General features: G+C 47.3%; 22 protein-coding genes. 16 read left to right on the plus strand and 6 right to left on the minus strand.

Annotated features, from left to right (window positions below; all coding sequences use genetic code 11):
• Positions 1-109 precede the first annotated feature (109 nt).
• Positions 110-1,486, minus strand: a complete 1,377-nt coding sequence (locus MBO_RS03110; protein WP_265013582.1) for an MATE family efflux transporter — start codon at positions 1,484-1,486, stop codon at positions 110-112.
• Positions 1,487-1,868: 382 nt separating this feature from the next.
• Between MBO_RS03110 and moaA the strand changes: the two genes are divergently transcribed.
• Genes moaA through MBO_RS03160 form a run of 10 tightly spaced genes read left to right on the plus strand, consistent with a single transcriptional unit; the run spans position 1,869 to position 8,254 of the window.
• The gene (moaA, locus tag MBO_RS03115; RefSeq protein ID WP_406812848.1) at positions 1,869-2,873 is read left to right on the plus strand and encodes a GTP 3',8-cyclase MoaA; all 1,005 of its coding nucleotides are present in this window, start codon (positions 1,869-1,871) and stop codon (positions 2,871-2,873) included.
• 48 nt (positions 2,874-2,921) lie between these two features.
• Complete coding sequence (locus MBO_RS03120) at positions 2,922-3,623, plus strand: MOSC domain-containing protein (RefSeq protein ID WP_036363531.1); 702 nt, start codon at positions 2,922-2,924, stop codon at positions 3,621-3,623.
• A gap of 34 nt (positions 3,624-3,657) precedes the next feature.
• On the plus strand, positions 3,658-4,224 hold the full coding sequence (gene moaB / locus MBO_RS03125) for a molybdenum cofactor biosynthesis protein B (protein ID WP_052585272.1): 567 nt from the start codon (positions 3,658-3,660) through the stop codon (positions 4,222-4,224).
• A 3-nt stretch (positions 4,225-4,227) separates the two neighbouring features.
• Positions 4,228-4,932: a molybdenum cofactor guanylyltransferase gene (gene mobA, locus MBO_RS03130; RefSeq protein ID WP_227712658.1), complete on the plus strand. Its 705-nt coding sequence runs from the start codon at positions 4,228-4,230 to the stop codon at positions 4,930-4,932.
• Entirely contained in the window at positions 4,929-5,402 is a 474-nt protein-coding gene (moaC, locus tag MBO_RS03135; protein WP_036363533.1) for a cyclic pyranopterin monophosphate synthase MoaC, read from the plus strand. The genes mobA and moaC overlap by 4 nt, the downstream gene beginning before the upstream one ends.
• Positions 5,392-5,661, plus strand: coding sequence for a MoaD/ThiS family protein (locus tag MBO_RS03140; protein WP_036363535.1), 270 nt, complete (start codon positions 5,392-5,394; stop codon positions 5,659-5,661). Before moaC ends, MBO_RS03140 begins: the two co-directional genes overlap by 11 nt.
• A gap of 1 nt (position 5,662) precedes the next feature.
• Entirely contained in the window at positions 5,663-6,151 is a 489-nt protein-coding gene (locus tag MBO_RS03145; RefSeq protein WP_036363537.1) for a molybdenum cofactor biosynthesis protein MoaE, read from the plus strand.
• 35 nt (positions 6,152-6,186) lie between these two features.
• Positions 6,187-6,930: a molybdate ABC transporter substrate-binding protein gene (gene modA, locus MBO_RS03150; protein WP_052585276.1), complete on the plus strand. Its 744-nt coding sequence runs from the start codon at positions 6,187-6,189 to the stop codon at positions 6,928-6,930.
• 25 nt (positions 6,931-6,955) lie between these two features.
• Entirely contained in the window at positions 6,956-7,639 is a 684-nt protein-coding gene (modB, locus tag MBO_RS03155) for a molybdate ABC transporter permease subunit (protein WP_036363539.1), read from the plus strand.
• A 3-nt stretch (positions 7,640-7,642) separates the two neighbouring features.
• A complete protein-coding gene (locus tag MBO_RS03160) occupies positions 7,643-8,254 on the plus strand; it encodes an ATP-binding cassette domain-containing protein (RefSeq protein WP_036363541.1) in 612 nt (203 codons plus the stop codon).
• 13 nt (positions 8,255-8,267) lie between these two features.
• Here MBO_RS03160 and can read toward each other — a convergent pair whose 3' ends face one another.
• The gene (can, locus tag MBO_RS03165) at positions 8,268-8,891 is read right to left on the minus strand and encodes a carbonate dehydratase (RefSeq protein ID WP_036363543.1); all 624 of its coding nucleotides are present in this window, start codon (positions 8,889-8,891) and stop codon (positions 8,268-8,270) included.
• Positions 8,892-9,049: 158 nt separating this feature from the next.
• On the opposite strand from can, the gene MBO_RS03170 reads away from it, so the two are divergent.
• A complete protein-coding gene (locus MBO_RS03170) occupies positions 9,050-9,874 on the plus strand; it encodes a Crp/Fnr family transcriptional regulator (RefSeq protein ID WP_152545091.1) in 825 nt (274 codons plus the stop codon).
• A gap of 1 nt (position 9,875) precedes the next feature.
• Here the strand turns inward: MBO_RS03170 and narL are convergent, their stop codons facing one another.
• On the minus strand, positions 9,876-10,535 hold the full coding sequence (narL, locus tag MBO_RS03175; protein ID WP_036363547.1) for a two-component system response regulator NarL: 660 nt from the start codon (positions 10,533-10,535) through the stop codon (positions 9,876-9,878).
• A gap of 81 nt (positions 10,536-10,616) precedes the next feature.
• On the minus strand, positions 10,617-12,593 hold the full coding sequence (locus MBO_RS03180) for an ATP-binding protein (RefSeq protein ID WP_036363550.1): 1,977 nt from the start codon (positions 12,591-12,593) through the stop codon (positions 10,617-10,619).
• Positions 12,594-12,907: 314 nt separating this feature from the next.
• Between MBO_RS03180 and MBO_RS03185 the strand changes: the two genes are divergently transcribed.
• Together MBO_RS03185 and MBO_RS03190 are read left to right on the plus strand one after the other, a co-directional pair.
• Positions 12,908-14,170, plus strand: coding sequence for an MFS transporter (locus MBO_RS03185; RefSeq protein WP_036363554.1), 1,263 nt, complete (start codon positions 12,908-12,910; stop codon positions 14,168-14,170).
• A 222-nt stretch (positions 14,171-14,392) separates the two neighbouring features.
• On the plus strand, positions 14,393-15,739 hold the full coding sequence (locus MBO_RS03190; RefSeq protein WP_036363556.1) for a NarK family nitrate/nitrite MFS transporter: 1,347 nt from the start codon (positions 14,393-14,395) through the stop codon (positions 15,737-15,739).
• A 93-nt stretch (positions 15,740-15,832) separates the two neighbouring features.
• On the opposite strand, the gene MBO_RS03195 is transcribed toward MBO_RS03190, so the two are convergent.
• Positions 15,833-16,975: a glutathionylspermidine synthase family protein gene (locus MBO_RS03195; protein ID WP_036363559.1), complete on the minus strand. Its 1,143-nt coding sequence runs from the start codon at positions 16,973-16,975 to the stop codon at positions 15,833-15,835.
• Positions 16,972-17,577: a hypothetical protein gene (locus MBO_RS03200; RefSeq protein ID WP_052585273.1), complete on the minus strand. Its 606-nt coding sequence runs from the start codon at positions 17,575-17,577 to the stop codon at positions 16,972-16,974. Before MBO_RS03200 ends, MBO_RS03195 begins: the two co-directional genes overlap by 4 nt.
• 209 nt (positions 17,578-17,786) lie before the next feature.
• On the opposite strand from MBO_RS03200, the gene MBO_RS03205 reads away from it, so the two are divergent.
• From MBO_RS03205 to ccmE, 3 genes are read left to right on the plus strand one after another with little or no spacing between them, the layout of a single operon-like run.
• The gene (locus MBO_RS03205; protein WP_036363561.1) at positions 17,787-18,587 is read left to right on the plus strand and encodes a heme ABC transporter permease; all 801 of its coding nucleotides are present in this window, start codon (positions 17,787-17,789) and stop codon (positions 18,585-18,587) included.
• A gap of 18 nt (positions 18,588-18,605) precedes the next feature.
• Positions 18,606-18,839, plus strand: a complete 234-nt coding sequence (gene ccmD, locus MBO_RS03210) for a heme exporter protein CcmD (RefSeq protein WP_036363564.1) — start codon at positions 18,606-18,608, stop codon at positions 18,837-18,839.
• Between the two features lie 36 nt (positions 18,840-18,875).
• Positions 18,876-19,385, plus strand: a complete 510-nt coding sequence (gene ccmE, locus MBO_RS03215) for a cytochrome c maturation protein CcmE (RefSeq protein ID WP_036363567.1) — start codon at positions 18,876-18,878, stop codon at positions 19,383-19,385.
• Positions 19,386-19,455: the final 70 nt, after the last annotated feature.

Below are 19,455 nucleotides of genomic sequence, written 5' to 3' on the forward strand. Positions count from 1 at the left end.
CAAAAGTAGCTATAAAGTACAAAATTTTTGCCCATTAAAAAAAGTAAAATTGATAAAATCAACCGACGGGCAAGATTTGAGTAAGGTATCGGCTGATTTTTGAGCTTGTTTAGAGATTTTGTGCGATTTTTTGGCTGTGGCGTTCAAGATGCCACAACAAGAAAACCGCCGCCACCGCCAGAGAAATCACAAGCGCCGTCCAGAATCCATAGATGCCCATGTCATAATGAAATGCCAAAAAATACCCTGGAATCAGGCCACAGCCCCAGAATGCGATGAGATGAATCACCATCGGAACGCTTGTGACCTTGTAACCGCGCAGGGCATAGCTTGCCACGCATTGAATGGCATCGAACAGCTGGAATGCCGCAGCGAATAAAATCACGGTCGCAGCGATACCAATCACCGTCAGATCGTCGGTATACATGTCCGCCAATGGATAACGTAGAACAATCAAAAACGCCGCCGTGATGAATGAGACAACGATGGCAGATGAGATGGCGACACCTGAGACGTAGCGTGCACGTTCTGGTTTTTGTTGCCCTAGATAGTAGCCGGTGCGTACGGTCGAGGCGATGCCCATGCTCTGAGGCAGCATAAAGATAATACTGGTCAGGCTAATCACGATCTGCTGGGCAGCGACATAGTTCTCCGTATCGCCACTAAGACGCGCCACCAAGAACATGATGCAGGTAAATAAGCTGACTTCAATAAAAAAAGACAAACCAATTGGTGCGCCTAGGCGGGTAATCTCGATGAAGGTTTTTAGGTTGGGAGCGGTGATTTTATCTGTTAGACCAAATGGCTTAAAATACACGTCTTTGGCGATATAAATAGCCAAAACGATGGCATTCACCCAAAATACGACCGCAGTCGCCAAGCCGCAGCCAGCACCGCCAAGCGCAGGCATGCCAAATTTACCATACACAAAAATCCAATTCAAAGGAATGTTAAGCGCAAAGCAAATCCAGCTGACGATCATGATTGCACGAGGGCGATTAAGACTAGACGCATAAGCATGTAGCGCACGATGCACCATGGCGGCAGGCATGGCAAGACCAATAAACCAAATATAGATCTCGGTAATGGCAAGCGTCTGTTGACTTAAATCGAAAAACGCCTTAAATGGCGCGATCGCCACCCACATCGCCAGCATTCCAATGATGCCCATCAGTAGTCCATACCACAGACCTTGACGTCCCATCTCACCGATCTCATGAGTGGCTTTGGCACCGTGCTGCTGAGCGATCATGGGGTTAAGCGCGGTCATCACGCCCATCAAAGTCACATAGACAGTAACGAACAGGCTGCTGCCTAGCGCTACCGCCGCCAAGTCGCTCTTGCCTGCACCACCTGCCATAACGGTATCGACGAAACTAGTGCCGACTTGGGCAACCTGAGCCAGTAGCATAGGTAGGGCGAGCGCGATGAGGGTTTTTAGTTCTTTTTTGTAGGTGCTGATAGAATTGGCAGTGACGTCTAGCATGATGAGCCGAATGTGATGAATGGGGTGAATTTCGCCAAGACAGATCAAAAAAACAGATGAAATTCGTTGGTGTGTATTATAAAGAAAAACGCCCAAAAAGTCCACGTAAAGCCCAGTCGTATCTATGATAAATAAATACAAAAGTAGAGCAGTATATCCATCTTAAAATCATACGCTGACACAATGGGCGTGAATAGAGTCAAATTTGAATTGATTATTGTCAATTTATACTTCTAAAGTAGTATGCCACGCCCTATTAGATGGATGACGATTGCTGTTTGTTTTGTTAGACTTAGATTACACCCATAGCCGAGGCAACGCCCAGCCGATTAACATGAAAACGTCCGTCCCCACCTACCACGCCAAAGCCCCCTTTGCTGACATGGGCGGGCAAGGCTCACACACCCAGCTTACCCCCACCCCACTTGTGGACGGATTTAACAGACAGCTGACCTACCTACGCCTATCCGTTACTGACTTTTGTAACTTTCGCTGTGATTACTGCTTGCCGAACGGCTATCAAGGCAAACGAGCGGATGACGAGCTGACACTTGCCGAGATTGACACGCTTTTTGACGGCTTTGTCAGTCTTGGTACAAAAAAATTACGTCTGACAGGCGGAGAGCCGTCCGTTCGTCGTGATTTGGCGGACATCATCGCCCTTGCCAAACAGCATGGCATTGCCAAAATCGCCATCTCATCAAACGGCTACAAACTTGCCAAACACCTACCCTCTTGGCAAAACGCTGGGCTGAATCAATTAAATCTTAGTATTGACAGTTTTGATAAAGACATATTCAAAAAAATCACAGGCTTTGACATATTGCCCACGCTATTAAATGATGTGGATAAATTATTGCAAACGACCGACATTAAATTAAAAATGAACGGTATTTTAATGCACGATACCGCTTATGATAATTTATTATCCGCCCTTGATTTTGTCAAAGAGCGTCCTGTTACTTATCGCTTTATTGAATTTATGCAAACCAGTGATAATGCCGATTTGTTTTTTGCTCAAAATCAAACCGCCCAGTTTATCAAGGACTACCTTGTTACACATGGCTGGCAACCCAAGCCTAAAGCCCAAGACGATGGACCTGCTATTGAATATATCCACCCTGATTATGCAGGCAGTATTGGCATTATTGAGCCGTATGCCAAAAACTTTTGTGATAGTTGCAATCGCTTAAGAGTCAGCAGTCTTGGCAAAGTGCATTTGTGCTTATTTGATTCTCAAAATTATGACATTCGCCCTTATCTTACCACACAAGATAAAAAAGGGCTAATGACAGCACTAAAAGGCTTAATGCCAATTAAACCTGAACACCATTATTTAGACAGTCATAGCGGTATTATGAATAATTTATCGCTGGTGGGTGGTTAGTTATATCTTATGATATGATATGGCTTTTAGTGCATTAGGTGTTCAATCATGACCGCAGAGACAATCACACAAGCAGATGATTTGCCCAGACTTATCGGCACATTAACCGATGTACGAGCAGGCAAGGTAGAGCCGTTCGTGCGTGGCGTGAGTGCCATTAACAAAATAGCGATTGACGGTAGCATGACGGTAAATCTGCTGGGTCTGTCCGAGGATGAGCAGGCAGAACATAAATTTCACGGCGGACACCTAAAAGCCCTGCATCAAATGCCCATCACGACCTATGACGCCATCAATCAAGAATTTAATTTGAACGCGCCCATCGGTTCATTGGGCGAGAACCTAACCGTGATGACAGCAGGCGAGCCGATGTGCGAGGATAATGTCTGCATTGGCGACATTTATCAGTTTGGCGAGGGCGATGACAGCGTACAGGTGCGTCTGATACAGCCACGTCGCCCCTGCTATAAGATTAATGATAAGCTTGGCAACGCAGGCGTGTCCTATTTCGTGGCACGAGAGGGCATTGCAGGGTGGTATTATCAGGTGGTGCGAACTGGGGTGCTTCATGCGGACATGCCTGTTTATCTTATTAATCGCCCTTATCCTTTTGCTAATTTGACAGCGTTATGGTCATTGATTAACCAAAAATCTGGCATTGAGACACAGACGGCGGATAAATGGCTTGGTATTGACTGTCTAGAAATCAGCTGGAAAAAGAAAATCCACGACAAACGTAAAACTCATTGATACTTTATTTATTTTAATTTACAAGGGCAATCCTATGTGCAAACTTTGCAATAACCCCAATCACATCGCCCCGCCAAAAGCGGACAAGCCATTTATTCCGCTCAACATCGCTGTGCTGACCGTCTCCGACACTCGCACGCTGGACGAAGACACATCAGGGCAATATCTGGCAGACAGTATCGTCAAAGCAGGGCATACGCTCATCAACCGCAAACTCACAACAGATGACATCTACCAAATCCGTGCCGTGATGAGTGCGTGGATTGCTGACCCCAATGTTCATGCCGTCATCAGTACGGGCGGTACGGGCTTTTATCATCGGGACAATATGCCAGAGGCGGTGTCGGTGCTGTTCGACAAAGAAGTGGCAGGCTTTGGCGAGATGTTTCGCCTGCTCTCCAAAGATGACATCGGCATATCCACCTTGCAATCTCGGGCGGTGGCAGGTATGGCGAACAGCACGGCAATTTTTTGCTTGCCGGGTTCGACAGGGGCGTGCCGTACGGGCTGGGAGGGTATTTTGTTAGAACAGCTTGATAACCGCACACGCCCATGCAACTTTGTGCCACATCTTATGCGTCAAAATCCCATGCACGGCTAAACGATGGGCAAAGCCATGAGTGTGATTGGTCTATTGATTTTGGCAGGGGGTAATTCTCGCCGTATGGGGTCGCCCAAGGCGTTGTTGCCCTTGCCAACTCATCAAACATTGCTCGACTTTCACATCAATAATGCCAATATGTTAAATCTGCCAATATTACTTGGTGATAATGACAAGGGTCTTTTGGATAAATCTTTTTTTAAAAACGCCAATCCAATCGATTCATCGCTCATTGTGATTGATGACTATATCAAAAATGCAGGGGCGTTATCGTGTCTTTTATCGGCTTTTCATTATTGTCAAACTCATTTTGTTAATCAAGATGAAACAACGGACAATAATTTATCCGATAAATTTTTGATGGTAATTAGCTGTGATAATTTGATTGATGTTAGCCAAATTTTTAATTTATTAAAAAAGTCTAATTTAAAAAATCATCAGGGGGCATATTTAAAAGACACATCGGGCGATAAAGATTATCCGTTATTAGGCTGTTATTCGTTGTCTTTATATGATGAATTAAAAATATATTTGGATAAGGGCGGGCGGTCTGTGATGAAATTTTTAAAGGATAAAGATATTTGCCAAATACCCATGCCACTATCCACGCCAACTGATTGGCGAAATCTTGCCAATTTTAATACGCCCGATGAATTTAAATTGGCATTGTCGTATTTTAAAAACAACCCACAAAAAGAGCAATCATGAACCTTACCCATTTAGACAAAGACGGCAACATCACCATGGTGGACGTGGGCGACAAACTCGCCACCGCACGCACCGCGAGTGCACAGGGCAAGGTGGTGTTCGCCCCTGACGTGTACCGCCACATCAAAGACACAGACGGCATGACCAAAAAGGGCAGTATCATTCAGACCGCCCACATTGCAGGGATTATGGCAGGCAAAAAAACACATGAGCTGATACCCTTATGCCACGCCTTGCCCCTTGACACCATCAAGATGAGCTTTCGTTATGCTGATGATGAGTGTGCCATCGTGGTGGGGGCGACCGCCAAAGTTACCCATAAGACAGGCGTTGAAATGGAAGCCCTGACCGCCGTGTCGGTGGCGTGCCTTACCATCTATGACATGACCAAGGCAATCAGCCATGACATCATGATAACTGATATTCATCTTATCCAAAAAACAGGGGGGAAATCCGATTATGACAAATAACAATCAAACGCTTGATACGATAAGCCTTACTGTGCTGTACTTTGCCAGCCTTGCCGAGCAGGCAGGTAAGGATAGCGAGACTGTGCAGACTGATAGTGATGATTTGGCGATGATTTATGCCAAATTGTCCGCCAAATACGGCTTTTATTTGCCCCAAGACAAAGTGGCGGTTGCCATCAATCACGAGTTTGGCAGTTGGGGTGATAAGGTCTCATCAGGCGATACGATTGCCTTTATTCCACCTGTGGCAGGGGGCTGATATGAAAACGGTTCATGATAATGCGTTAATCACAAGCCTGCCCAAGGATGAAGCCTATGAGCTTGCCCGAGTGGACGGTTTTGCTTTGTCGGATTGCCTCATTGATGATAGATTGTTAAAATCGTATCTACTAAATGACACGGCAGGGGCGCTCGTCACGTTTGAGGGGTGGGTGCGTAACCATAATAATAAGCGAGCGGTGAGCCGTCTGACTTATTATGGCTATGAACAGCTTGCCATCAATCATGGGGCGAAGCTCATCCGCGAAGCCAAAGCCAAGTTTGACATCACACACGCTGTCGCCATTCATCGCCTTGGCGAGCTTGGCATTGGCGATATGGCGGTGTGGGTTGGGGTGTGTGCGTCTCATCGTACGCCTGCATTTGATGCCTGCGAGTGGCTACTGAACGCCATCAAAGCCGACATTCCTGTGTGGAAGCAGGAATTTTATGATGACGACAGCAGTTTGTGGTTGTCTAATAATGGCTAGGGGTAGTTGGGGTGAATATGACAAAATTTAGCCTAATGGCGTGTGGCATGCTACTTTTGACAGCTTGCCACGATGATAACAATGCCACACCTGCCTCAGCTGATACCATCATGCTCTACGCCGCCATTAGTGTGAGCGATGTGATGAATGAGCTTATCAAAGATTATGAAACCGCCCATCAAACCAAAGTCAACGTCTCTTATGCGGGGTCATCAACCCTAGCCAAGCAGATTGAGCAGGGAGCAGGGGCGGATATCTTTGTATCGGCAGATATGGATTGGGCGGAATATCTTGTTAAAGCCGACAAAGCACAAGCAAGTACACCACTCCTAAACAACCGCCTTGTGCTTATCTATCCCAAAAATATGCCCATCACAATCGACATGACCGCACAGACATTGGATGGGCAGTTTGATGGCAAGCTCTGCACAGGGCAGACCGACAGTGTACCTGCGGGCAAATACGCCAAGCAAGCCCTAACCGCCAAAAACTGGTGGCAAGGCATACAAGGCAGATTGGTGGAGACGGCAGATGTACGCACCGCCCTAAACTTTGTTGCTCGGGGCGAATGCGTGCTTGGGATTGTCTATGCCACCGATGCCAAGATGAGCGATGAGGTGGGCATTGCTGGCGAATTTGCCACAACCGACCACGCACCCATCGTCTATCCTGTGGTGCAACTTACCCAAAGTGCCAACGCCCATGCCTTTTATGACTACCTACAAAGCGACACCGCCAAAACGGTGTATCAAAAATACGGCTTTGGTGTGGTAGAATAGAGCCTTTGATTAACCGCCATTATCCATGCTAACCCCTGATGAAATCGCCATTTTGACCTTATCATTCAAGGTTGCTTTTTGTTGTTTGCTTATCAACATCGTGCCTGCCGTATTGGTGGGCTATTGGCTTGCTCGTAAGGAATTTTGGGGTAAGTCGCTTGTTGAGACGGTAATTTTTTTGCCCCTTGTGTTGCCCCCTGTTGTGCCAGGGTATATTTTGCTTGTGCTGTTTGGCAATCAAGGGATAATTGGCAAGCACCTATCGGCTTTGGGGCTAGAATTTGCTTTTAATTGGAAAGGGGCGGTGCTGGCAAGTGCGGTGATGGGCTTTCCGCTTATGGTGCAGTCGGTACGCCTTGCCATGCAGATGGTGGATAGGCGACTTGAAATGACCGCTCGCACGCTTGGGGCGTCTGATGTGGCGGTATTTTTTGGGATAACGCTGCCCCTTGCGTGGGGCGGGATTTTGGTGGGGGCAATACTGTCCTTTTGTCGCAGTCTTGGCGAATTTGGGGCGACCATCACCTTTGTGGGCAATGTGGCAGGCGAGACTCGCACGTTGCCCCTTGCCATTTATGGCCTACTCCAGCAAGCCGATAGCGACCATGCCATCATGCGACTTTTGATTTTGTCGGTGGCGGTGGCGTTTTGTGCGTTGTGGTTTTCGCAGTGGTACATCCGCCATCAGTCCGCCAAATTACAAGGATAAGCCATGTTTGATTGTCAATTTCGCCTAAGCCTTGGTAAAAAAATGCTTGATATCCACCTTGTCAAATCCGCCCCTGTGGTGGGTATTTTTGGACGGTCGGGAGCGGGCAAAAGTAGCATTTTGCACGCTTTGGCAGGGATTATCACGCCCACAGAGGGATATATTATCATTGATGGGCAGGTGTGGTTTGATGATAAGACCAATCTGTCACCCCAAAGTCGGCGTGTGGGGCTTGTCTTTCAAGATGCCCAGCTGTTTCCGCATAAATCGGTCATGGATAATCTGCTGTTTGGCTACAACAACATCACGCCAAGTGATAGGCGATTTAACCCTGATGAGATTATTGAATTACTAAAACTTGATACCCTAACCCACCGCCACCCAAAAAACCTATCAGGAGGTGAAAAACAACGTGTCGCCTTGGGGCGTGCGTTGCTATACTCGCCAAAGCTCCTGTTACTCGATGAGCCATTATCCGCCTTAGACCGTGAGCATAAGGATGAGATTTTACCGTTTTTTGAACATATTCGTGATACGCTGGCTATCCCTATGCTGTACGTTAGCCACGACAAAAGCGAGATTGAGCGATTGACAGATGAGATGCTTTATTTATAAAAGTTTTGGTCAATTACATCTCATACACAAACGCATCTGCCAGTTTATCAAAGCCATTGACGCTGACCTTCAGGTCATGAATCAGCCCATCTTCTAGCCCATAAATCCAGCCGTGTACGGACAATTTTTGTCCCCTGTGCCATGCGTTTTGGACGATGGTGGTGTGGCAGACGTTGGTAACTTGGCGTTTGACATTGAGCTCACAGAGCAGGTCAGTCTGTCCATCAAGGGTAAGATTGGTAAATTTATCCAAATACTGATAATGAATGCCTTTGAGTGAGCGTAGCCAATTGTCAATCAGCCCAAACTCTTGGTGCGACAGTGCTGACCGCACCCCACCACAGCCATAATGCCCACAGACGATGATGTGTTCAACCTTTAGCATATCCACCGCATATTGTAGGGCGGATAGTAGATTCATGTCGGTGGCGACGACCATGTTCGCCACGTTGCGATGGACAAACAGCTCCCCTGGCATCAGTCCCACCACTTCATTGGCAGGCACGCGACTGTCAGAACAGCCAATCCAAAAATACTTGGGCGACTGCTGGCGGGCAAGGCGTGGAAAATAATCAGGGTCTCGGGCAGACAGACTCTCTGCCCAGAAACGGTTGGATTCTAATAGGTCGGATAGCATGATGAATACCAAATAAAGCCAAATTATGACTTTAAAATAGCACACCCGCCTAAATCTACCATACCAAATACAGGTAGGATGGCTTAGCCAAAGGGGGTAGTTTTGGTGTGGGGATCAGCACTTTTGGGGAATGTGGTTTTTGGGATGATTTGGCTAAGATGGCACAAAATAGCCATACCAATAACATCATGAAATTAAATGACATATCTCACCAGGCGTATCTATTAGCGCTAGAAAGCCATCCCATCTTTGCGCTGCTGCCAAATACCCAGCAGGGCATTGATATCAAAAAATCCCTATTGTCGATGGTGTCTATCCACGAATACACCAAAGGCGAGATTGTGTTCTTGCAGCATAGCCCTGTGGTGAATTTATATTTTTTATTGGATGGGCGAGTGGATTGCCATCGGCAGCTGCCCAGCGGTCAAGAATCGCTCATCGCTCAGTACGACAGCAGCGGACTTATTAACGAAAGCGTGCTTTGGGATTGGCAAAAGACCGATCGTGAAGACTTATCTGCACTTCAAAACAAAGAAACCATCGCTGCTAAGCATTCGGCGCTGCTTAGCACCAAAGGCGGTATCCATCAGCTCACTGCCACCAGTCGCGGTACGTCACTCGTGGCAAGCCTGTGCGTGGAGAGTTATTTTAAGACGCTTGATGAGTTTGAGCTTGGTGGGCTGTTAAAATGGTTCTGCGAATGCATCAGCAAGCGATTGCATCATCACATTGTCAGCAGTGATTTACTGGCTTTCGTGCAGGCAAAATCTAAGCTAAGCTATTATTTTATCACGCATTATCCGATTGATAAGCCTTTTAAGCTGCTATGCACCCAAAAGCAATTGGCGGGACAAATTGGTCTGCGCCCAGAGACTTTATCGCGCACCTTAAAAGAAATGATGGCGGCAAACCTCATTAAAAAAGAAGGCGCCACCTATCAAATCATCGACATCGAAGGGCTGCTGGCTCTTGTTAGCGAATAAGCTAGCTTGGTAAATGATTAACCGCCCACACGGCAGCTTCCACGCGCGTGCGAAGTCCGATTTTTGCCAATATGTGCTTAACGTGTACTTTGACGGTGGATTCGGCAATACCCAGCTTATTACCGATCATCTTATTGCTCATGCCGTCTTTGATCATGTGAAGTACTTGTAATTCTCTGTCGGTAAGGTCTAGCGTGGCTTCTGATTGGTTGGGCTTTCGCATGGCAGCCGCTAGGATGGGCGCAAGTGCAGGGCTGATCACCAGCTCACCGCGCAGGATTCGGCGAATATTACCGATGATTTTCTCTGGCTCCATGTCCTTTAATAGATACCCATCAGCACCCAGCTCTAGCGCGTCTTGCACATCTTTTAGATTGTCTGACACTGTGAATAATAGCACCTTTACACCAATCTCGCGTTCGCGCACGGCTTTTAGTGTCTCAATGCCATTCATGATGGGCATGTTGTGATCTAATACGATAAGATCGACATCGTGCTGGGCTAAGAAGTCAAGCGCTTCACCACCATGATTGGCTTGTCCTATGACACTAACGTCAATCTCTAGATTTAGTAAATCAGACAGTCCGCGTCTTAGCATCGGATGATCATCGACGAGCAGTAGTTTGGCGGGATTTTCGGCGGTGTATATCTTTTGACTCATGAGTTACCTTTTGGCTGATATTGCAATATTGGCTTTATTAATTTAATTGGTCACTTGATGATTTAATTCGTCATCGAGTGCCTAAGTTAGGGTGTTGATTGGGTCATCGCTCCAGCTGTTTAGTTTGGGTTTTGGGGGTGGTGATTTGGATTGTTTTAAGAAAAACTGCGGCATGAATCGTACCGAGACTTGTGTGCCGTGCGGTACGGCGTTAGAGATATCAATCATGCCGCCAAGGTTTACGGCGCGCTCACCCATGGTGCTAAGCCCGTAATGACCTTGTTTTTGTTTGTCGCTTTGTTCGATGCCGATGCCATCGTCTTTGATTATCATGACGACATCTTGGCTGGCGCTGTCTTGGCATAGTGCTAGGCTTACGTGACTGGCCCTGGCGTGTTTTAGGATGTTGGAGAGTGCCTCGCGTATGATCTGTAGTAGGTCAATCTGCTCTGAAGCGGACAGATGCACGGTTAGAATCTGATTGTCAAACGCGGTGCTGAATCCGCCTTTTTGGGCAAATTCATCCATTGTTGCAGACAGAATCTCATTAAAATCCCCGCCATCGATGCGCAGGCGGAATGTGGTCAATAGATCGCGAAGCTGTCCATAGGCGGCATTTAGCCCTTCGGTCATCTGAGTGAGTAGCTGAGCCTGTTTGGCATGTGATTCTGATAGAAGGGAACGAGTCCCATCATCAAGCGAGTTTTGGCTTTGCTGCATGAGTGTTTTTAGCATGCTTAGCTGTATCTTTAGATATGATAATGATTGAGCGATGGAGTCGTGCAGTTCACGCGCTAGGGTGTTGCGTTCTTCTGACAGTAGCAGCTCTTGTTCTTGTTTCTTCTTTTCTTTTGAGACGAGTGCCAGCGCAACCAAGTTGGCCAGTGCAATCAATAAATCCTCTTGAGGTAAGAATTGATTGTCGTCCAGATTCACCACGTCGATTTTTAGTTGGCTTTCTTTGGCGTTATTGACGAGCAGCTCGCCCCAGCGTTTGCCCGATGCTTCGATGGGGATGATGCGTGTGTTGCTGTGCGCTTTTAATTGGCATTCATCACACTCCTCAGGAGTACAAAACTCAGGAATCTCTTTATCTGACAGCGATAGGATGATGTTGTTCTGATTGTCTTCTTCGTGTAGGCACAATGACATTTCGCTGTTGGGGAGCAGAGCGGAGAATTCTTTAACTAGAGATTGAAGTTGTAGGCTGGATAGGTTGCCTGTGACGATTTTTTGAGCGAAGTTATACAGCGCATAGATCGCCTGATTGGCCTGCGTAAGGTGTGCGGTAGTGCGGCGAACCTCGCTTTTTAATTGGCTTTGATGCGTGTTAATAGTGCCAAGCATCGCACTCATCGCATCGGAGAGCTGATTGATTTCTCGGTAGCCCTTGACTGACAGATTGCTACCGGCAAGCTTTAGGCTGCCTTGCCTGTAGGAGTTGGTGGTCTCGGTGAGTCGTTTTAGGGGGATTAGGGCGTTTTTATTTAGCTCGTGCATGCCGATGATCATGGCGGTCAAGATCAGCAGTAGCGTACCGATGTGCAGGTATTGCTGCTGCTGACTACGCACTTCGCTGCGTTTTTGAATGTCTAGCACGAAGTTATTAACTTTGGTCAGATAAACCAGCGACGATTCATAAAAGCCGATATTATCTTCTGATAGCAGGCGTGGTTGTAGATTGTCATGCCATAGATTTTCTATTTTTATTAAGGATTGATCGATGTTGTCATGTTGGTTGCCGGCTAGGGATTGGTAATTGCGTAGCTGTGACAGGCGCATCAGCATGTCTTCGTTCAATGCCTGAACGTCAATGGGTGTGCCTTTGGCATCGATGCTTAGGGCGTGACTGATGCGGTAAGTTGCCATGCGAATGGCACCGGCTTGGTTGATGGCTTGGGCGTCCGCCTTGGCGACTTTAGATAAAGAAAAACTCATCGCGCCTAAGATTGCGATGATCAGCGTAATAAACATCACCATCGTCCACGCACGCGTGACAAAGGAATGATGAAAATCAAATCGCTTCAAGATACCGCTCATCATGTCATTATTCGCCATGATACCCCTAAAGAATTGCCATGATGAATTGGTGTTGATTTTTAGCAATTATTCCAAAAATCCTGCCAGAATTCATCTTTTAAATCCATGAAAAATATGGTGTTTTTATAATATAATTCCGTATTTTTTTCCATACCACTAAAGTATTAAGCATGCATCATAACAAAAAATAACCAAAGGAAAAATTGATTAGAATCAATTTTTTTAGAATAAATATTTTTTATCATAAGACTAATAAATATGCAGAGTTTATAAGGCTTTGGCAATAATTTTCTCAATCTTAATAACGCCAACCTTCTGACAAGGAGAAGATGATGGCAACAGAAGCAACCAAACAAAATCTCGTGCTGGCGTCGTCCACGATCGCATTTACTGTATGCTTTATGATTTGGATGATGTTTGCGGTCCTGGGGATTCCCATCCAAGAAGCGCTTGGATTAAATGAAACTGAATTCGGTCTGCTGGCGGCGACACCAGTATTGACAGGCTCTCTCATTCGTCTGCCGCTGGGCATGATGACGGATAAATATGGCGGACGCATTGTGTTTTTTGTGCTGATGATGGCGACCGTTGTGCCGATTTTCTTGATGAGTTACGCCACGCAGTATTGGCAGTTTTTGATCTTGGGTCTGTTTGCAGGTCTGGCAGGCGGTTCGTTCTCGGTGGGTATCGCCTATGTCGCCAAATGGTTCAAGCAGGAGCGTCAAGGCTTTGCCATGGGTGTGTTTGGTGCGGGTAATGCAGGTTCAGCACTGACTAAGATGGTAGGCCCTGCGATCATTGCGTATGGTGGCTGGCAGTTCTTACCAAAAGTCTATGCAGGCATTATGCTGATCACTGCCATTGGTTTTTGGTTCTTATCATTTGACAAAAAAGAACACCACACCGCAAGTAATGTCAGCGTGGCCAGCCAATTGGCGGTGCTAAAAGACCCGAACGTATGGCGTTATAGTCAGTACTATTCTATCGTGTTCGGTGGTTATGTCGCCCTTGCTCTGTGGATGACCAAATACTATGTCAATGAGTATGGATTTACACTTCAAACAGCGGCATTCCTAGCAGCGTGCTTTAGTTTGCCTGGTGGTGTGCTGCGGGCGCTGGGTGGCTGGTTGTCGGACAAATACTCAGCCCATACTGTAACATGGTGGGTACTGTGGGCGTCATTCTTGTTCTTGTTCGTTCTGTCTTATCCGCAGACAAGCCTTATCGTACAAACCGTCGATGGTGAGCGCGCCTTTAACATCGGCCTAAATTCTGCTGTCTTTACCGTCTTAATTTTCCTGTTAGGCATTGCCTTTGCCATCGGTAAAGCGTCCGTGTTCAAATACCTATCGGACGAATATAAAGACAACATGGGTGCGGTCTCTGGCGTGGTCGGTCTGGCAGGGGGCTTGGGCGGATTCATCTTGCCCATCATGTTCGGCGCGGCGGTGGACATTACAGGCGTTCGTTCATCAGCGTTTATGATCATGTTTGGCGTGGTGTGGGTGAGCTTGATCTGGATCTACATCTCGGAAGTTAAGCCTAAGATGGAAGAAGGTCATCAAGCCATGCTAAAAATGAAAAACCAAAAATGAGCATGACTGATATAGGCAGATAATCTTTATGGATTGTCTGTTTTTTATTGTCTAAACAAATTCATCTACCCCCAAAGTATCATAGTTGGCTGGGTTTGTCAGTCATTAGGATAAGCGAAATTTTGCGCAAATCTGTCTACAATGTCAATCATCAAAAATCCTTAACTTTAATCAATCCAAGTGAGTGATCTGCAGATCGCATCATTCCTAGAAGGGGGAGATATGACAAATAAAGAACTAAAAGGCGGGGGCGTGATTCACGACTGGCGACCCGAAGATGATGAGTTTTGGGAAAATGGCGGTAAGCAGACCGCCAGTCGCAACCTATGGATTTCTATTCCTGCTCTACTGCTAGGCTTTGCGGTATGGGTGATTTGGTCGGTGGTGGTCGTGCGTATGCCTGACGCTGGCTTTAATTTTACCAAAGACCAACTATTTTGGCTTACCGCCTTACCTGCCTTATCAGGGGCGACTTTGCGGATTTTTTATTCGTTTATGGTGCCTGTGTTTGGTGGACGGCGGTGGACGGCTCTGTCCACGGCAAGCCTGCTTGTTCCCATGCTGTGGATGGGATTTGCTCTACAAAACCCCAATACGCCATTTGGTGTCTTTGTCATCATCGCCCTGCTTTGCGGATTGGGTGGTGGTAACTTCTCGTCTAGTATGTCCAACATCTCGTTTTTTTATCCCAAATCCAAGCAAGGCATGGCTTTGGGTCTAAACGCAGGGCTTGGCAACTTGGGCGTATCTACCGTGCAGTTTGTCGTGCCTGCGGTCATCGGCTTGTCAGTCATTGGCACGGTTGTTACGCTTGATAACGGTAAGACCCTGTATCTGCACAACGCTGCCTTTGTATGGGTGCCGTTTATCGCTTTGATGGCGACACTTGCGTGGTTTTTTATGAATGACTTATCGTCCGCCAAAGCGTCTTTTAAAGACCAGTCTGTCATTTTCAAACGCCATCACAACTGGGTTATGTGCATCCTATATCTTGGCACGTTTGGCTCGTTCATCGGCTTTTCGGCGGCGTTCCCCATGCTTATCAAGCAGTCTTTTGCCGATGTTGACCCGCTAAAAGTCGCTTTTTTAGGACCGTTAGTGGGGGCGATGTTCCGTCCTGTTGGGGGTTGGCTCGCTGACAAGATGGGCGGGGCTAGGGTGACGTTTTTTAACTTCATTGTCATGGCGGCAGCGACCGTTGGTGTGATTGTCTTTTTGCCAAAAGATGGCACAGGCGGTAGTTTTGCAGGGTATTTTGCGTGCTTTATGGTGCTATTTATTACCACGGGTATCGGCAACGGCTCGACATTTCGCATGATTCCCGTCATCTTTCGCACCCTGCACGAACGCAAAAACTCGCCCGACCTTATCAATGTCGCTCGCAAAGAATCGGCGGCGGTGGTCGGCTTTACAGGGGCGTTCGCTGCTTATGGCGGGTTCTTTATCCCTAAGATGTTCGGCTGGTTTGGGGCGAACAGCACGCTTATCATGCTCATCGTTTTTTATGTGCTTTGCCTTGTGATTACATGGTGGTATTATAGCCGTAAAGGGGCGGAATATCCGTGCTAATCGCACCATAAAAGCGTCAAAAACAGCTCTTCATGGGCTGTTTTTTGTTGCATTAAAGATATAAAACAAATCTTAAAAAGATTTATAATATCGTCATCTAAACACATGTGGCACGAACAGGCTCGTGTCCTTGGTTATGGCGGTGTAATCTTCGCGCACTCCGATGCCTGCGGCACTATGTCCGACGATCCAGCTGCCGATGAGCGTATGCATGGTCTGACCTCTGGCGTTGACGAAAGTCGGTAGAGCATGCGCCTGCTGATAGACGTGACCTTCTTTACCGTAGATGCCATCGGTGGTCTCGATGCCTGCCGAGGTGTGCAGGCTGACGTTTGCGCCTTCACGAGAGAAGAAAGGTTTTTTGACAAAATCCCCAGATAAGCGACCCTCATCCAGATAGGCAGGCAGTAGATTTGGGTGGTTTGGAAACAGCTCCCATAGCACCGCAAGCAAGGCTTTATTGCTAAATAATAGCTTATAAGCAGGCTCGATAAACTGCGTGCCACTACCTAGGATGTGCTTACCAAAGTCTTCTTCAACCAGCCATTCCCACGGGTATAGCTTGAACAGCTGACGAATTGGCGCATCATGCAAATCGACGAATTTACCATCTGATGTGCGATGACCGATGTCATGAATGTCAATAAAACGCGTATCAAGACCAGCTTGTACCGCCACGTCCTGTAGGTAGCGCGTGGTGATATAGTCTTCTTCGTTGCTTGCGACAGCGGTGAAGTATAGAGGGCTGTCGCCTTTTAGTGCCTTGAATTCGACCATCAGCCTTTCGTGGATGCTGTTAAACTGATCAGCATCGGCAAGCTCGCCATTTCTGGCTTGTAGCCAGTACCACTGCGCGACACTGCCCTCAAACAGAGAAGTTGGCGTATCGGCATTATACTCGTACATCTTGGGCGTGTTCGTGCCATCATAGCACAAGTCAAAACGCCCATATAAAGTCGGCTCTTGTGCCTTAAAACTCGACTCAATCAACGCGGCTGCGACATCATTTACCCCAAGGCGGGCATAATCGCCTGTCTGCACGACGTGTCTGGTCGCGGCAAAATACATCTGATGCAGCTCTTCGGTAACGCGCTCAATCTCATCAATCTGCGCTTCGCTAAAGACATAACAGGCATCTTCTTGCCAGTAGTTGCCATCGACACTGTGATAATCAAAGCCGATGCGAAGCATCTCATCTTGCCAATTCGGACGTGGGGCGATATTAACTCGCTTCACGAAGTCGCTCCCACGCTTGATGATTTGGCTGTGCTGCCAAAACCACTGCGGTTGGTGGTTTGGTTTTGATTTTGTGCTTGATTGCTTTGATAGTTTTGGGTGCTTTGGGCGGCACTTTGACGCGCGCCAGCTGCTTGACCACTCTGAGCAGATTGCGCTTGGTTGGTGGCGGCTGGCTGCTGTGTCATGGTGGGGGTTTGCGCGTTTTGTGATGCATTTGCCACACGGTTATTGGCGGCCTTGGTGGCAAGATAACCCGCCGCTGCACCTGCTGCTGCACCCGCTAAGAGTGCGCCACCTGCGCCCATACCACCCTCAGCGCTCGCTTCACCTTCGACGGCTGCTTGCTCATCTAGTACGGCAGTCGCATCGCCTTCAAGCTGTGCAGCGGCGTTGTTGAGCTGTTCTGCTTCTGCTTTGGCTTGTGCGGCGGCCAGACGTTCTTGGGCAGCGATAAGTTCACGCTCAGCATCTGCCAAGGACTGCTCGCTGGTCTTGGGTGCTTCACTTGGTGCAGGCGCACAGGCGGACAGACCTAGCGCGCCAACACCTAGAAGTACCAGTGAGATATTTTTGGATGATTTACGAGTTTTTTGGTTCATTAAATAGACTGCCTTAGTTGCCAGAATTTAAAAAGGGCGATCAAATCGCACCGGTAATGATTATTATGCGGATAAATGAGTGATTTTACAAGGAATTTTTGGCATAAATGCTGTCTGCTGATTGCCAATATATTTCCCAAAACGCCAAGTCATGCTATAATCTAGCTGATTTATGTTTTTAATTTAACCCCTTGATGCGGTAATATCTCATGCCTGATACTCATCCCAAAAATGTCGCCAAAGTAGGTTTTTTTGGTCGTCTATGGCAAGGTTTTTTGACGACGGTCGGCACAGAGCGTTTTTTTAATATTTTCTCCCCATGGGTGAAATGGCTTGCGCTTATCGCTGCGGTACTGCTTGGCATTGGTACGGTATGGGGTTTGGGATTTGCACCACCTGATTATCTGCAGGGCAACAGCTATCGTATTATTTTTATTCATGTGCCGGCGGCCAGCCTTGCCATGAGTATTTATTTTGCGCTCGCGGTGCTTGGGGTGATTTTTTTGGTGTGGAAAATTAAGACTGCCAACATCGTCGCTCAGGCGGTCGCCCCGATCGGCTTTGTGTTTTGTATACTTAGTCTTTTGACAGGTTCGATTTGGGCGAAGCCAACTTGGGGAACGTACTGGGTGTGGGATGCGCGACTGACCTCGATGCTGATTTTGGCGTTTTTGTATGTTGGGGTGATGGCGCTGTTTTCTGCCTTTGAGCACAGTCAGAACCGCGGCAAGGCAGCAGCGATTCTATCGATCGTGGGTGCGGTGAATCTGCCCATTATCAAGTACTCGGTGGAATGGTGGAATACGCTACATCAAGGCGCGACTTTTACCGTGACGAATGCGCCAAAGATGTCAGCGAGTATGTGGGTGCCATTGCTTATCATGCTGTTTGGCATGTACTTCTTGGTGGCGGCACTTGCCATCTATCGCACCAATTCACTGATCTTGGCTCGTGATTATAATAAATCATGGGTGCAAAAACTCATTAACAAGCCAGCCAACCCAAACTAAACAACAGGGGAGCAAGCGATGAAACCATATTTTTCTAATGTCAGCGACTTTGTGCAGATGGGTGGTCATGGCGCGTTCGTATGGGCGTGCTACAGCATCACCTTTGTGGCGATCGCTGTGTTGATTTGGCATGCGATCTCTGAACGTACGTCAACCATCGTTCGACTGCAGCGCCAAGCCAATACCACCAAAAAAACCAATCGCCTAACCAATAAACAGCGCAAAGAATTAGGCACTGGTGCACCACGCTAACCACCTTTTAAATACACTTATAAAGACAAAGAAATCATGAATAACGTTCGACAAAAAAAGCTTATGTGGGTCATCGCCATGCTCGTTGGCGCGGTGATTGCCGTTGGTCTGATTCTGTACGCCATTCGCCAGCAGACGGATTATTATTTTGACCCGACAGCCATCGCAGCAGGTAAAGCCCCTGAAGAAAAGCGCATCCGCGCGGGCGGTATGGTCGTTGCAGGTAGCGTTAAGCGCGATCCTAGCGACCAGCTTAACGTTCAATTTGAAATCACGGACTACAAAGAAGTCGTGCCTGTGACTTATCGCGGCGTATTGCCTGATTTATTCGCTGAGAATTCAGGCATTGTGGCGACTGGCGAGCTAAAAGATGGCGTGTTCGTTGCATCTGAAGTACTTGCCAAGCATGATGAGAATTACATGCCGCCAGAAGTCGCCAAATCGCTCAAACAAGAACACGCCGAACGTGGTGCAGATGTGAGCGGTGAACAGTTCACGCCTGCTGTGCCGATGTCGGAGATTGATGAGCGTAACGCTCAAAAATAATGCACTTAAAAATCGTAATGATATTAGTTGTGAAGATTTAACCATACCAACAAAAAAAACTACTACTACT

Origin of the sequence: Moraxella bovoculi 237 (assembly GCF_000696305.2) — a bacterium.
Taxonomy (GTDB): Bacteria; Pseudomonadota; Gammaproteobacteria; order Pseudomonadales; family Moraxellaceae; genus Moraxella; species Moraxella bovoculi.